The following is a 12,779-nucleotide window of genomic DNA, read 5'->3' as shown; positions in this document are numbered from 1 at the left end:
TGCTTGCATGGATAGATTTGTATTTTGGTCTCTACCTCCCGACACTCCATGGCCGGGCTGCGGATCTCTTACAACCTAACATCTGTCGACTCAATGAACGCTAAACAACCTTATTACCCTGCATGGGTATTGATCTGCAAATAACGCATAAGGCCCTGATCAGCGCTCTGTTTTGCATCGTCATTAATGGCTTCAAGATAAAAGGAGCGGGCGACACCATAAGGTGCTTTATCAGAGGGATACACCGCGAACTGGAATGTTTTTCCTCTTGCTTGATGAGTGCAATCTAATTCCCAATGCTGATCGTTCACTTTTTTGCTGGCGCAGGCAACGCCACCATAGTCACTGGTTAAATAGGAACCGACGCGAATTTCTGCAGATCGAATATATTCTGGTTCGTCATTACCTGCATAACGAATCCCTGCAACGGCTCCAACAGCAACCGCCAGAAGCGCAAGCGCTATTATTTTTTTCATTTATAAATGACCTGTTCCTTAGCCCAAGACAACTATTATATAAGATTAATCCTTAATGCAAACATCCAATTGTGGACCAGAAATGGTAGTTTACAAAGACTCAGATGATTTTTAGGAAATGTCCTAACTGCTATTCCGAACGCACATTATTTGACATTTTCTTTGCGCTAATTTTAATTTTTGAATAATAACCCTAAAAAATAATCGACATGATTATCCGGCATTGTTTTTCAGCGGTGAATCCATGATTAAAAAAGGGTTATCTTTCGTCATGCTTATTTGTGCGCTGTTTTCAGGCCAGCTTATGGCCGGGCACAGGGGACATGAATATTTATGGGTAAAGAATGTGGCGCATCAGCTTCGTCATGAAGCCGACAGCGATGAGTTGCGAAGCGCTGCGGAAGAGTCGGCGGAGGGTTTGCGCGAACACCACCTGTGGCAGAAATCGCGCAAACCGGACACACACGTTCGGTAATTAGCTACCCTTGCGTTTTGGCAGGGTTTTCATCAGATCGTCCGGACTGACGGACGCCACAATACTGCCGGGCTGTGGCATTTTGAAGATGTGGTTTTTCATCTTGCCAATCACATGCATTTCGCAAGGACGGCAGTCGAACTTGAGGGTCAGAACTTCGTCACCGTTGACCAACTGCATGGGGGTAGCCTTCCAGCTCTTAATGTTCCCTTTTGCCTGCTTAGGACACAGGTTAAACGCAAAGCGCAGGCAGTGCTTGGTGATCATCACCGGCACATCGCCCTTCTCTTCATGCGCTTCATAGGCTGCGTCGATCAGCTGCACGCCGTGGCGATGATAGAATTCACGAGCTTTATGGTTGTAAACGTTGGCGAGGAAGGATAAATGGGTGTCCGGGTATACAGGCGCAGGGACGGCTTCCGCTTTACGGCTACCGCGCGGATACTGTGCCAGGCGCGCGGCATCCAGCATTTCTGCCGTTTCACGGCGGAAGGCGTTAAGCAAGCTGTTCGGCACGAACAGCGCGTCCGGTAGATTAACGTCGATAGCGCGCGCGTAGTAAATCGTCTGGCCCAGCTTCGCCACGCCATCTTTCAGGCTGTTGAGCGCTTTTTCCGCGTTGTTTGCCACCTCGAACAGACCATCAAGCGTATGCGTCACGCTGATGCCGTCTTCGCAGGTCATGGTCAGAATCAGCTGCTCTTCCCAGCCGCCCAGCGCAATATCCACCGCGATACGACGTTCGCTGGAGGTTTTCAGCAGCGCCTGTTGCCAGTTATGATCGAGGTTACGGTTAAGCGCCGCGTTCGGCCGCGCCTTGTAGAGATCGGCGGGCATTTCATTCGGCCATACGCGGTAGCGGTTCTCGCCGGTTTTCTCGACCGTATTAGCACGGAAGCCCACGACTTCACGCTTAATCATCACGTTAAGGCCATCGCCGTTGGCCAGCGGTTCCGTCACTTCAACATCAAGGTGATCTTTCGCCACTTTCAGCACTTCACCAACCGGTAAACCGATAAACTTCGGTGAGTCAAACGCGCCGATATCCCCTTTACGGGCATTCACAAAATAGTCCGTGCTGCCGCGGTGGAAGGTTTTGTCCGTCGACGGAATAAAGAAATGCTCGGTGCGACCGGCCGACGCGCGCGCCAGGTCACCGCGATCGTCAATAATGGCGTCCAGCATCTGGCGATAGTGCGCGGTGATGTTCTTCACGTAGCTCATATCTTTGTAACGCCCTTCAATTTTGAAGGAACGCACGCCCGCGTCGATCAGCGCGCCCAGGTTGGCCGTCTGATCGTTATCCTTCATGGAGAGCAGGTGTTTTTCGAACGCCACGACGCGGCCCTGATCGTCTTTCAGGGTATACGGCAGACGGCAGGCCTGAGAGCAGTCGCCGCGGTTGGCGCTGCGGCCCGTCTGCGCGTGGGAAATATTGCACTGACCGGAATAAGCAACGCACAGCGCACCGTGGATAAAGAATTCAATCGTCGCGTCGGTCGCCTGGTGAATATCGCGGATTTGATTCAGGTTCAGCTCACGCGCCAGAACGATCTGCGAAAAGCCGACGTCGGAGAGAAACTTCGCCTTCTCGACCGTACGGATATCACACTGGGTACTGGCATGCAGCTCAATGGGCGGAATATCCAGCGCCAGAACGCCCATATCCTGAACAATCAGGGCATCAACGCCGGTCTGGTAGAGATCGGTAATCAGACGTTGCGCAGGCTCCAGCTCATCATCATGAAGAATGGTGTTCAGGGTCACGAACACTTTCGCCCCGAAACGGTGGGCGAACGGCACCAGTTCAGCAATATCGCTCAGGCTGTTGCTGGCGTTATGGCGGGCACCGAAGCCAGGGCCACCGATGTAGACAGCGTCAGCGCCATGAAGGATCGCTTCACGGGCAATGGCGGCGTCGCGGGCCGGGCTTAAAAGTTCAAGATGATGGGATTGCAGGCGCATACTTCGTCGTTATCCGTTATGGTCAAAATGGCGGCTATTGTAGTCAGAAGTATGCGTCAGCGAAACAGTTTTGCGTAGCGTCAGCGGGGATAATGAATCAGGGAGTGAAAATGCACCGTCCGCTCGCTGCTGTTGCGGTAGGCGTGCGGTTTATCGCCGGCAAAACGGACGCCCGAGTCGGCAGAAATCGTCTGCCACTTGCCATCAAGTTTCATCTCCAGCTCGCCGCTGACCACCACTACATGTTCAATCACCCCGGCCTCATGCGGCGTGGATTCACTCAGCGCACCGGGTGCCAGCGTAATGGAGAAATAATCAAACCCGAGCGTCTCATCCCATGGAAAGAGCGGTTTGACCACCATCGCCTGCTGCTGCGGGTCAAATACCGCCTGCCGGTCCGCCTCCGGCGTGATGAACGCGGAAAACGGTACGTTCAGTCCCGTGGCAATTTTCCACAGCGTCGACACCGTCGGGCTGGATTCATTTCGCTCAATTTGCCCAAGCATGGCTTTTGACACGCCGGTCTCGTCCGCGAGCTTCGACAAACTCCAGCCGCGCGCCTGACGCAGCGTTTTCAGTGTTGTTGCAAGATGTAGTGTGATGTCCATGTTCCCTCCTGATGGCGATCAGCATACCACTTGTACGCTATAGCGCACAGTGTTACCTTATGCTGGACGTTATAACGCACAACGGAGTTTTCATGCGCCCTTCCTCTCACCTTGTTCCAGTCGCACTGGCTGGATTTGTCGCCGTGCTGGTCGGTTACGCCAGCTCGGCAGCCATCATCTGGCAGGCCGCCGCTGCGGCTGGTGCCAGCGCACAGCAGATTGCGGGCTGGATGACCGCACTGGGGATTGGGATGGGTGTCAGCACGCTGGCGCTGTCCTGGTGGTATAAAGCACCGGTGCTGACCGCCTGGTCGACGCCCGGCGCGGCGCTGCTCGCCACCAGCCTGCACGGTGTTACGCTGGCTGAAACGATCGGCGTGTTCATCTTTGCTAACGCGCTCATTTTACTTTGCGGCATCACCGGGCTCTTCGCCCGTCTGATGAGGCTGATCCCCCATTCGCTTGCTGCCGCCATGCTGGCAGGGGTGTTGCTGCAGTTTGGCCTGCATGCATTTGCGCATCTTGAGGGTCACTTTCTGCTGTGCGGCAGCATGATTGCGGCATGGCTGATGGCAAAAGCATTGGCTCCGCGTTATGCCATCGTGGTCACGCTGCTGGTCGGCGGTATCGTGGCATGGGCGGGGGGCGACGTTGTCACCAATAAACTCACGCTCTCCCTTGTGATGCCTGAGTTTATTGCGCCCACGTTCACCTTCACCAGCCTGGTGAGTATTGGCGTGCCCTTCTTCCTGGTAACCATGGCATCGCAAAATGCGCCGGGTTTCGCCACGATGAAGGCCTCCGGTTACCCGCTTGCGGTCTCACCGCTCATCATCGTTACGGGGGCGCTGGCGCTGCTGCTTTCCCCTTTTGGCGTCTTTTCTATCTGTATCGCGGCCATTACTGCCGCCATTTGTCAAAGCCCGGATGCACATCCGGATGCCGGTAAACGCTGGCTGGCGGCCATTGCTGCCGGAGGGTTTTATCTGATTGCGGGGATTTTCGGCGGCTCGATTACCGGGCTGATGGCCGCTCTGCCGCTCAGCTGGATCCAGACACTCGCCGGTCTGGCGCTGCTGGGCACCATCAGCGGGAGTTTATATCAGGCATTGAGCCACGAAGCGGAGCGCGACGCAGCCATCGTCACGTTCCTGATGACCGCGAGTGGCGTTACGATCCTGGGTATCGGTTCGGCATTCTGGGGACTGGTGCTGGGCGGCGTGTGCTACGCCCTGTTTTCACGCGCTCGCCGCGCGTAGTTGCGAAGGCGTCATGCCCGTCGCACTGCGAAAGCGGTTGCTGAAGTGGCTGGCGGAGTTAAACCCACAGGCAAGGGCGATGTCCGTCAGCGGCGTCGAGGTGCGCTGCACAAGGGCCTTCACTTTTTCCATTCGTCTCTGCATCACGTACTGATGCGGCGCCAGCCCCGTCGACTGGCGGAACATGCGGGCAAAATGGTATTCGCTGAGGGCGGCCTGCGCCGCCAGTTCAGCCAGCGTCAGGGGCTGCCCCAGGTTCTCTTCGACAAAAGCCAACACATTGCGCAGCACGAATGGCGATAACCCGCCGGTGACGACCGGCAGCTTCCACTGAACGTTAGAGTAGTTTTGCAGCAGATGGGTCAGGAGCAGCGTAGAGGCCGTGCTCAGGGTGAGCTGGTTTGCGTGCTGCTGCCAGTCGCAGCCAAGCAAAAACTGACGATACAGCGCGGTGATCTTCGGATCGCTACCAAAAATGCGCTCGTCCAGCGTCAGCGAAAGCGGCCGCTTATCCCAGATCTTTTCCCCCACGTCGCGCAGGTGTTCATCGGTGCAGTAGAGATGCACAAACGACAGATCATCCCGGATATCCCACGTCGATTCGCTCTCTTTGGGCATCAAACAGAAACGGTCCGGTCCCCCGCCGTTCTTCCAGCCGCCCGGCGTTTTTTGATAACTTTCGTAGCCGTCCGCCACGTACAGACTCAGGGTATGGTGGTTACTTTTAACCGTTATCGTATCGTGCTTGTTGTACCACGCTGCCAGCTGAATACCCGAGTTCAGCGAGACGGTTTCCCGCAGGACCGCATTCTGTTGGCAAAGCGTTTCAAAGGTATCGTAAGCGTGAGACATAACCGTTAGCGCATGATTGATGGGAATATCAGTCTAAGAAGAGTTGTCTCCCGTTGCCAGTCCCCGGGAAAGAAAAAAGCGCAAGATTTTGCAAGTCATCCGCAAGCCGGTGAAAGCCCGTTGCGGATCTGCGCGCCATACTGCGGGCATTCGGGGTTTGAGAAGAGAAAAAGTATGAACGCATTATTATACGGACTGGTGGTGGTCATCTGGGGAACCACCTGGATTGCGATTTTTCTGCAGCAGGGGCCCGTAGCCGCGCCCGTCTCTATTTTCTGGCGTTTCGCCGTCGCCAGCCTCACGATGATGGTGGTGTTAATCGCCCTACGCCGCCTGCGCAAGCTGGCGCTGCGGGATCACCTTTATTGCATGCTCCAGGGATGTTGCGTTTTCTGCTTTAACTTCTGGTGTTTTTACACCGCAGCCTCGCACATCAATACCGGGCTGGAATCGGTGATCTTCTCCATGGCCGTGCTCTATAACGCCATTAACAGCTTTATTTTCTTCGGGCAGCGTCCGCCGACACGGTTCTGGATGGCGGCGGCACTGGGCCTGATCGGGATCATCACCCTCTTCTGGGACGATCTACTGGCCAGCGGCTGGAACGCGTCGCTCCTGACCGGGATTGGTCTTTCCGCACTCGGCACCTACGGCTTCTCGCTGGGCAATATGATCAGCATGCGTCATCAGCGCAGAGGCCTTGAAACCATGACCACCAACGCCTGGGCGATGCTTTATGGCACGCTGGTAATGGGCTGCATTGCCCTGTTCAGAGGCGACAGCTTCGCGCCAGAGTGGACCATCAGCTACATTGGCGCGCTGCTCTATCTGGCCCTGTTTGGTTCGGTCATTGCCTTTGGCGCCTACTTCACGCTGGTGGGCCGCATTGGTCCGGGCAAAGCGGCCTACAGTACGCTGCTCTTCCCGCTGGTGGCATTGTCCATCTCCACGGTGTATGAAGGCTACGTCTGGCATATCAACGGTATCGTGGGATTATTGCTGATTCTGGGAGGAAATATGGTGATGTTTACCAAACCAGAAACCTGGTTCAGGCGCTTACGAGCGGCGTAAATAAAACGGCCTGCGCAATGCAGGCCGTTTTATTTTATTTCGCGGTCTTTTTGACATCAAACATGGTGGCATCCGTCGCCATGTCATCAACAACCTGCTTCAGCGTCGCGAAGCCCATCGGTGTATTTTCGTTTGCCAGTTCCTTACCTTCACCTTTACGCACCACTTTCATGACCGGTTTGTTGGTGGCCGCGTCAATGAGCTCACCTTCGAAGAAAAGATGCGTATCCATGGTACGGTGACCGGTTGCCATCTGCGTACCCGCCACCACCAGCGCGACCGGCACCACTTCATAGAACTGCAGACCTTCTTTCTGCGAACTCACCCCGGTGATGGCACCGCGGAAGATCAGGCTGTGTTTGCCCGGTGTCGTCACAACAGGTTTACGGGTACCAATCGCCGTTTTCATTTTGTTATTGGTATAGGTCAGAAGCTCATCAAGCGTTTTTTGACCAATCTGGGTGGTTGGTTTTGGTGCTGGATAATAGGTAATTGGCGTCCAGAGAATACTGTCGTAGTTGGCTTCGTTATACGAAGGGTCAACCCAACGCAGCGTTGGTTTACCCGTCGCAGACGTCGTCTGCTGCAAGCCTGAATAATCTTTTAAAAAGCCGGAGTATTGTTCTGGAGCGGCGACTTTTGAAGAACAGCCCGCCAACGCTAACAGACCAGTAAGCACTGCAACTTTAAAAAAAGTTTGAGTACGCATGATGGTTTTCCATGTTATCTGCAAGTATGCAATTGAAGTTATAGCAAAAGACTGGCGGGTTTGTTGTGACAAAAAATGATGCGGGGAGCACAAATTGCGAAAAGACTGCCCGAACGCATGCCGGGCAGTGAAAAATTACTGATTTATATCCAGTTGCCAGAACAGATGTTTGCCAAACGGGTCGATTTCATAGCCCGTCACTTCCTTGCGCACCGGTTCGAAAATGGTTGAATGCGCAATCATTACCGCGGGCATCTGGTCATGCATCATCTGCTGAGCCTCTTTATACAGCGCCACGCGTTTATCATGATCGGTTATCGATTTCGCCTCGGCGATGATGCTATCAAACGGCTTGTAGCACCATTTCGCCGAATTTGACCCGCCGTTTGCCGAGGTACAGGTAAACAGCGGACCAAAGAAGTTATCGGGGTCGCCCGTTGCGGTCGTCCAGCCCATCAGCGCGGCCTGATGTTCACCGCCCTTCACGCGCTTAAGGTATTCGCCCCATTCGTAGGTGACGATTTTGGTCTGTACGCCGATTTTCGCCCAGTCGGCCTGAATCATCTCCGCCATGCGTTTCGCATTCGGATTGTACGGACGCTGGACCGGCATCGCCCACAGGTCGACGCTCACGCCGTTGGCAAAACCGGCCTCTTTCAGTAGCGCTTTCGCCTTTTCGGGATCGTAATCGTAATCCTTAAGCTCGCTGTCTGCGCTCCAGACGCCCGGCGGCAGCAGGTTCTTCGCCGCGGTGCCGGTGCCATGGAACACCGCCTCAATAATGGCCGGTTTATTGATGGCCATCGCCAGCGCCTGACGGACTTTTACGTTATCCAGCGGTGGTTTTTGGGTATTGAACGCCAGAAAACCGGTATTCAGTCCGGCTTTGCTCATCAGGTTGATATCTTTGTTCGCCTTCATGCGCGGCAGATCCGCCGGGTTCGGGAACGGCATCACCTGACATTCATTCTTCTCAATTTTGGCAAAACGCACGGAGGCGTCCGGTGTGATGCTAAACACCAGCCGATCCAGCTTCGATTTCCCCTGCCAGTAGTCGGCAAACGCCGTGAACAGGATCCGCGAATCCTTCTGATACTGCGTCAGCTTAAACGGCCCGGTGCCGATGGGCTCCATATCCACCTTCTCCGGCGTGCCCGCTTTTAGCATCGCGTCGGCATACTCTGCGGAAAGGATCGAGGCAAAATACCATGCCAGATCGGCGACAAACGGCGCTTCCGGGTGCGTCAGGGTAAAGCGTACAGTGTGGTCATCAACTTTATCAATGCCGGTTATCAGGCTACCAAACTCCAGACTTTCGAAGTTGGAGTAGCTGCCGTTAGAGACGTTGTGATAGGGATGATTCACGTCTTTCTGCCGCATAAACGAGAAAATCACGTCGTCGGCGTTAAAGTCGCGGGTCGGCGTGAAGGATTTATTGCTCTGGAATTTGACGCCTTTACGCAGATGGAAGGTATAAACCTTGCCGTCGTCGCTCACCTCCCAGCGCTCCGCGAGGCTCGGCACCAGCTCCGTGGTGCCGGGTTTGAAATCGACCAGCCGGTTATAGACCGGCACCGCGCTGGCATCCACGCTGGTTCCCGAGGTGTATAACTGAGGATTAAAGTTTTCCGGCGATCCTTCGGAGCAATACACCAGCGTTTTCGCGGCAACGGTGGAACTGACCGTGAGCGCAGCGAGTGCCAGCGTTAAAGTTGTGAGTTTGCGTGTCATCATTTATTCCTGTCTTTTTAATTCGACGGCTAATTAATTCTTTTGTCATTTCATAAATAACATTAAAGTGAGGTGGCAAACACCCGAAAAATAAATAAGGAACAAATCACTATGGGCTCGCCACTTTCCAGACAATTAACGCACCGTTTTTTCCGCTATCTCGCTATCACCAGCCAGAGCGATCCTAAAGTGAAAACGCTGCCCTCAACGCCGGGCCAGCATGACATGGCGCGGGAGCTGGCGCAGGAACTGGCACAGCTGGGGTTAGACGACATTGTGATTGATGAATTCGCCACGGTCACGGCGGTAAAAAAAGGCAATGTGCCCGGTGCGCCGCGCATCGGCTTTATTACCCATATTGATACCGTGGACGTGGGATTATCACCGGATATTCATCCACAAATATTAACCTTTACCGGTGAAGATCTTTGTCTGAATAAAGAGAAAGACATTTGGCTGCGGGTTAAAGAGCACCCCGAAATTCTGGCTTATCCGAACGAGGAGATTATTTTCAGCGACGGGACTAGCGTATTAGGTGCCGATAATAAATCAGCGGTCACGGTCGTCATGACGGTGCTGGAAAACCTGACGGCAGAGCATCAGCATGGGGATATCGTCGTGGCATTTGTGCCTGATGAAGAGATCGGCCTGAACGGTGCCAAGGCGCTGGATCTTAAGCGCTTCGACGTCGACTTTGCCTGGACCATCGACTGCTGCGAGCTGGGTGAAATTGTCTACGAGAACTTTAATGCGGCAGCCGCTGAGATCCGCTTTACCGGCGTAACGGCGCACCCGATGTCCGCCAAAGGCGTGCTGGTGAATCCCCTGCTGATGGCGACAGACTACATCAACCATTTTGACCGCCAGCAAACGCCAGAGTGCACCGAGGGGCGTGAAGGCTATATCTGGTTTAACGGCATTCAGGCCGGGCAGAACGAGGCCGTTCTTAAGGCCAATATCCGCGACTTTGACAAGGACAACTTTGCCGCCCGCAAGCAGCAGATTGCCGACGTTGCCGCGATGATTGCCGCCCAACACCCAACGGCCAGGGTGGACTATCGCATTGAAGATACCTACAGCAATATCAGCAATGCGATTGGCGAAGACCGACGTGCTATCGATCTGATGTTCGAGGCAATGGAATCGCTCGGCATCACGCCGAAGCCGACGCCAATGCGCGGCGGTACCGACGGCGCGGCGCTCTCGGCAAAAGGGCTGCTCACGCCGAACTTCTTCACCGGCGCGCATAACTTCCACTCAAAGTTTGAATTCCTGCCGCTGTCATCGTTCGAGGCGTCTTACAACACCGCGCTGCAGATCTGCCTGCTGGCCGCCCGTTAAGCGGGCTTGCGTGCCAGCATAGTGGCAAAGCGCAGCTTAATGCGGTTGCCGTTTTCATCGGTGCGGTGCAGTTCGCCCACGTCTTCGTTGTATTTGAGCAACGCCCAGCCTTCATAGTAGTTGCTCAGCTCACCGGTTTTAAACGCAAACGGGAAGCCGACGGTGCACGGGTAATCCGCCGTATCCATGGCGGCAACAATCAGGTTGTAGCCACCCGGCTTCGTGCAGCGCTGCATGTTGGCAATAAGTCCCGGGATGGTTTTTGCCTCCAGGAACATCATCACCACGGTGGAGAGAATGAAATCGTACTCGCCGTCAAAACTCAGGTTATTGAGATCTTTGATCGCCGTTTGGAGGTTATCGATCCCTTCTTCGGCCTTGATACGCTCGATATTATCGATGCTCATCGGGTTCTTATCCCACGCGGTCACATCGTAACCGTTGGCCGCCAGGAAGAGGCTGTTACGGCCATTGCCGCAACCCAGATCCAGCGTTTTACCCGGTTTAATCTTTCCCGCACTGAACAGCACCTCTGAATGAGTACGGGTTAAGCCATATTTCTCTGTGAAGTAATTCTCATCGACGGTCATTATTTTTTTCCTGATCCTGCATACGTTTAAAGTGCATCCTGAATGCTATTTTAAAGCGTTTACCGTCTGGTTGCCAACCGTTCAAAAACCGAAAAATTTGCTACGTTTAGTTAAGACGCTTATCAGAGACAGACAGATGAACAAATATCGCCTTAGCGACGAGACACGCCTCTGGCAATGGAAAAACGGCGAGACAACCCACTCTGCGACGTTGCGGCAGATTATCGCGACAGTGGATTTTAACGACGTGACGGCCGGTACGAAAGGCGGCTGGATTGACGATGAGCGCGCTCTCGCGCAGAGCGGCGACTGTTGGATTTACGACGAAAACAGCGTGGTGTTCGCCGGTGCAGCCGTGTCCGGCAACGCGCGCCTTACCCTGCCTTGCGTCATCAGCCATGATGCCCGTATCGGTGACAGCTGCTGGCTGGACGGCGCGGAGGTAAGCCACGGGGCGCGCATAAGTGACAATGTCACCATTCAGCAATCCTGCGTACGGGGCGAGTGCCATATTTACGGCGAGGCTCGTGTACTGCATCACAGCGTGGTTATTGCTGCCAAAGGGCTGACGCCGGACCATGAACAGATCCTGCAAATCTACGATAAGGCGACGGTCAGCCAGTCACGCATTGTGCACCAGGCGCAAATCTACGGCGAGGCCATGGTCAATTTTGCCTTTGTTGAGCACCGCGCCGAAATATTCGACAACGCGATCCTCGAAGGTAACGACTTAAATAACGTCTGGGTGTGCGACTGCGCAAAGGTCTATGGCAACGCCCGCGTGATTGCCGGTTTGGGCGACGATGCCATTCCGACGGTGCGCTACAGTTCTCAGATTGCGGAGAATGCTGTGGTGGAGGGAAACTGCGTCATCAAGCACCACGTCCTGATTGGCGGTCAGGCATGGCTGCGCGGCGGGCCAATCATGCTGGATGACAAAGTGGTGGTCCAGGGACGCGCGCGGATAAGCGGTGATGTGCTCATCGAGCACCGGGTTGAAATCACCGATGATGCGATCATTGAAGCCTTTGCTGGCGAAAGCATTCACCTGCGCGGCGAAAAAGTGATTAATGGCGACCAGCGCATCACCCGCACCCCGCTGCTGGGGGCGTTATAGGGTAGAGATCTTCCCGTAGATGTTCACATCATCAAAGCGGCCATTCAGGTATTCCGCTTCCCGCAGGCACCCTTCCAGCGTAAAACCGTTGCGCACGGCAACGTTGTTGCTGTGCTGATTTGCCACCCGACACTTGATCACAAAACGGCGGATCTCACCGCGTTCGACGTAGTAGCGCATAAACGCCTGCAGTGACCGGGAGAGAATGCCCTGCCCCTGGCGATCTTCATCCAGCCAGTAGCCGATGTACCCGGCCTTGTTGGCAGGTTCAATCGTATTAAACGACAGCACGCCAACCAGTTCATCGCACGCGAAGATCAAAAACATTTTGGCGTAGCCGCGCTGGTGCAGCATCTGGTTGCTCTGCACGTTGCGGCGGGTATCGTCCTCGCTTCCCACGTGCTGCGCCCAGTCAAAGGCGGTTTGCAGAAAGGTTTTGTTTTTGACGACGAGATTGTGCAGGTCGGTGGTGTAACGCTCTTCGACTGAACGCAGTTCGATGTCTTGTGAAACGGGGATGATTTCAGATGTCATGGTGCCTCGTCATCGCCCGGTGGCGCTAACGCTTACCGGGCCTACAGTGTC

The 12,779-nt window shown here is 54.6% G+C and carries 13 protein-coding genes; 5 read left to right on the top strand and 8 right to left on the bottom strand.

Annotation, left to right across the window (positions count from 1 at the left end):
* Nucleotides 1-113: 113 nt before the first annotated feature.
* On the bottom strand, nt 114-476 hold the full coding sequence (locus FU672_RS20235; RefSeq protein ID WP_148244562.1) for a hypothetical protein: 363 nt from the start codon (nt 474-476) through the stop codon (nt 114-116).
* Between the two features lie 244 nt (nt 477-720).
* Here FU672_RS20235 and FU672_RS20230 point away from each other — a divergent pair, with 244 nt between their 5' ends.
* The gene (locus FU672_RS20230; protein ID WP_148244561.1) at nt 721-951 is read left to right on the top strand and encodes a DUF2554 family protein; all 231 of its coding nucleotides are present in this window, start codon (nt 721-723) and stop codon (nt 949-951) included.
* On the opposite strand, the gene FU672_RS20225 is transcribed toward FU672_RS20230, so the two are convergent.
* Together FU672_RS20225 and FU672_RS20220 are read right to left on the bottom strand one after the other, a co-directional pair.
* On the bottom strand, nt 952-2,916 hold the full coding sequence (locus tag FU672_RS20225; protein WP_148244560.1) for a peptidase U32 family protein: 1,965 nt from the start codon (nt 2,914-2,916) through the stop codon (nt 952-954).
* 80 nt (nt 2,917-2,996) lie between these two features.
* On the bottom strand, nt 2,997-3,524 hold the full coding sequence (locus FU672_RS20220) for a helix-turn-helix domain-containing protein (RefSeq protein WP_148244559.1): 528 nt from the start codon (nt 3,522-3,524) through the stop codon (nt 2,997-2,999).
* A gap of 59 nt (nt 3,525-3,583) precedes the next feature.
* Between FU672_RS20220 and FU672_RS20215 the strand changes: the two genes are divergently transcribed.
* A complete protein-coding gene (locus tag FU672_RS20215; protein WP_148244558.1) occupies nt 3,584-4,783 on the top strand; it encodes a benzoate/H(+) symporter BenE family transporter in 1,200 nt (399 codons plus the stop codon).
* Here FU672_RS20215 and FU672_RS20210 read toward each other — a convergent pair.
* Nucleotides 4,763-5,635: a helix-turn-helix transcriptional regulator gene (locus tag FU672_RS20210; RefSeq protein WP_148244557.1), complete on the bottom strand. Its 873-nt coding sequence runs from the start codon at nt 5,633-5,635 to the stop codon at nt 4,763-4,765. The two genes, FU672_RS20215 and FU672_RS20210, sit on opposite strands and share 21 nt — an antisense overlap.
* 174 nt (nt 5,636-5,809) lie before the next feature.
* Here FU672_RS20210 and FU672_RS20205 point away from each other — a divergent pair, with 174 nt between their 5' ends.
* Nucleotides 5,810-6,706, top strand: coding sequence for a DMT family transporter (locus FU672_RS20205; protein WP_148244556.1), 897 nt, complete (start codon nt 5,810-5,812; stop codon nt 6,704-6,706).
* A 34-nt stretch (nt 6,707-6,740) separates the two neighbouring features.
* Here the strand turns inward: FU672_RS20205 and FU672_RS20200 are convergent, their stop codons facing one another.
* On the bottom strand, nt 6,741-7,415 hold the full coding sequence (locus FU672_RS20200) for a DUF3313 domain-containing protein (RefSeq protein ID WP_148244555.1): 675 nt from the start codon (nt 7,413-7,415) through the stop codon (nt 6,741-6,743).
* Between the two features lie 135 nt (nt 7,416-7,550).
* On the bottom strand, nt 7,551-9,146 hold the full coding sequence (locus tag FU672_RS20195; protein ID WP_148244617.1) for an ABC transporter substrate-binding protein: 1,596 nt from the start codon (nt 9,144-9,146) through the stop codon (nt 7,551-7,553).
* Between the two features lie 111 nt (nt 9,147-9,257).
* Between FU672_RS20195 and pepT the strand changes: the two genes are divergently transcribed.
* The gene (gene pepT, locus FU672_RS20190) at nt 9,258-10,487 is read left to right on the top strand and encodes a peptidase T (RefSeq protein WP_148244554.1); all 1,230 of its coding nucleotides are present in this window, start codon (nt 9,258-9,260) and stop codon (nt 10,485-10,487) included.
* Here pepT and tehB read toward each other — a convergent pair.
* A complete protein-coding gene (tehB, locus tag FU672_RS20185; RefSeq protein WP_148244553.1) occupies nt 10,484-11,077 on the bottom strand; it encodes a tellurite resistance methyltransferase TehB in 594 nt (197 codons plus the stop codon). The genes pepT and tehB overlap by 4 nt on opposite strands.
* Before the next feature lie 136 nt (nt 11,078-11,213).
* Here tehB and ydcK point away from each other — a divergent pair, with 136 nt between their 5' ends.
* Nucleotides 11,214-12,194: a YdcK family protein gene (ydcK, locus tag FU672_RS20180; protein ID WP_148244552.1), complete on the top strand. Its 981-nt coding sequence runs from the start codon at nt 11,214-11,216 to the stop codon at nt 12,192-12,194.
* On the opposite strand, the gene rimL is transcribed toward ydcK, so the two are convergent.
* On the bottom strand, nt 12,189-12,728 hold the full coding sequence (gene rimL, locus FU672_RS20175; protein ID WP_148244551.1) for a 50S ribosomal protein L7/L12-serine acetyltransferase: 540 nt from the start codon (nt 12,726-12,728) through the stop codon (nt 12,189-12,191). The genes ydcK and rimL overlap by 6 nt on opposite strands.
* Nucleotides 12,729-12,779 lie beyond the last annotated feature (51 nt).

It is taken from the genome of Enterobacter asburiae (assembly GCF_008080435.1).
Taxonomy (GTDB): domain Bacteria; phylum Pseudomonadota; class Gammaproteobacteria; order Enterobacterales; family Enterobacteriaceae; genus Enterobacter; species Enterobacter asburiae_C.
Note: the sequence above shows the minus strand (reverse complement) of the source record. Positions and strands in the feature narration are given on the sequence as shown.

Bases quoted from the DNA above. Each gene is read 5' to 3' on its own strand.
- FU672_RS20235 (WP_148244562.1), bottom strand. From the start codon at position 476: ATGAAAAAAATAATAGCGCTTGCGCTTCTGGCGGTTGCTGTTGGAGCC.
- FU672_RS20230 (WP_148244561.1), top strand. From the start codon at position 721: ATGATTAAAAAAGGGTTATCTTTCGTCATGCTTATTTGTGCGCTGTTT.
- FU672_RS20225 (WP_148244560.1), bottom strand. From the start codon at position 2,916: ATGCGCCTGCAATCCCATCATCTTGAACTTTTAAGCCCGGCCCGCGAC.
- FU672_RS20220 (WP_148244559.1), bottom strand. From the start codon at position 3,524: ATGGACATCACACTACATCTTGCAACAACACTGAAAACGCTGCGTCAG.
- FU672_RS20215 (WP_148244558.1), top strand. From the start codon at position 3,584: ATGCTGGACGTTATAACGCACAACGGAGTTTTCATGCGCCCTTCCTCT.
- FU672_RS20210 (WP_148244557.1), bottom strand. From the start codon at position 5,635: ATGTCTCACGCTTACGATACCTTTGAAACGCTTTGCCAACAGAATGCG.
- FU672_RS20205 (WP_148244556.1), top strand. From the start codon at position 5,810: ATGAACGCATTATTATACGGACTGGTGGTGGTCATCTGGGGAACCACC.
- FU672_RS20200 (WP_148244555.1), bottom strand. From the start codon at position 7,415: ATGCGTACTCAAACTTTTTTTAAAGTTGCAGTGCTTACTGGTCTGTTA.
- FU672_RS20195 (WP_148244617.1), bottom strand. From the start codon at position 9,146: ATGACACGCAAACTCACAACTTTAACGCTGGCACTCGCTGCGCTCACG.
- pepT (WP_148244554.1), top strand. From the start codon at position 9,258: ATGGGCTCGCCACTTTCCAGACAATTAACGCACCGTTTTTTCCGCTAT.
- tehB (WP_148244553.1), bottom strand. From the start codon at position 11,077: ATGACCGTCGATGAGAATTACTTCACAGAGAAATATGGCTTAACCCGT.
- ydcK (WP_148244552.1), top strand. From the start codon at position 11,214: ATGAACAAATATCGCCTTAGCGACGAGACACGCCTCTGGCAATGGAAA.
- rimL (WP_148244551.1), bottom strand. From the start codon at position 12,728: ATGACATCTGAAATCATCCCCGTTTCACAAGACATCGAACTGCGTTCA.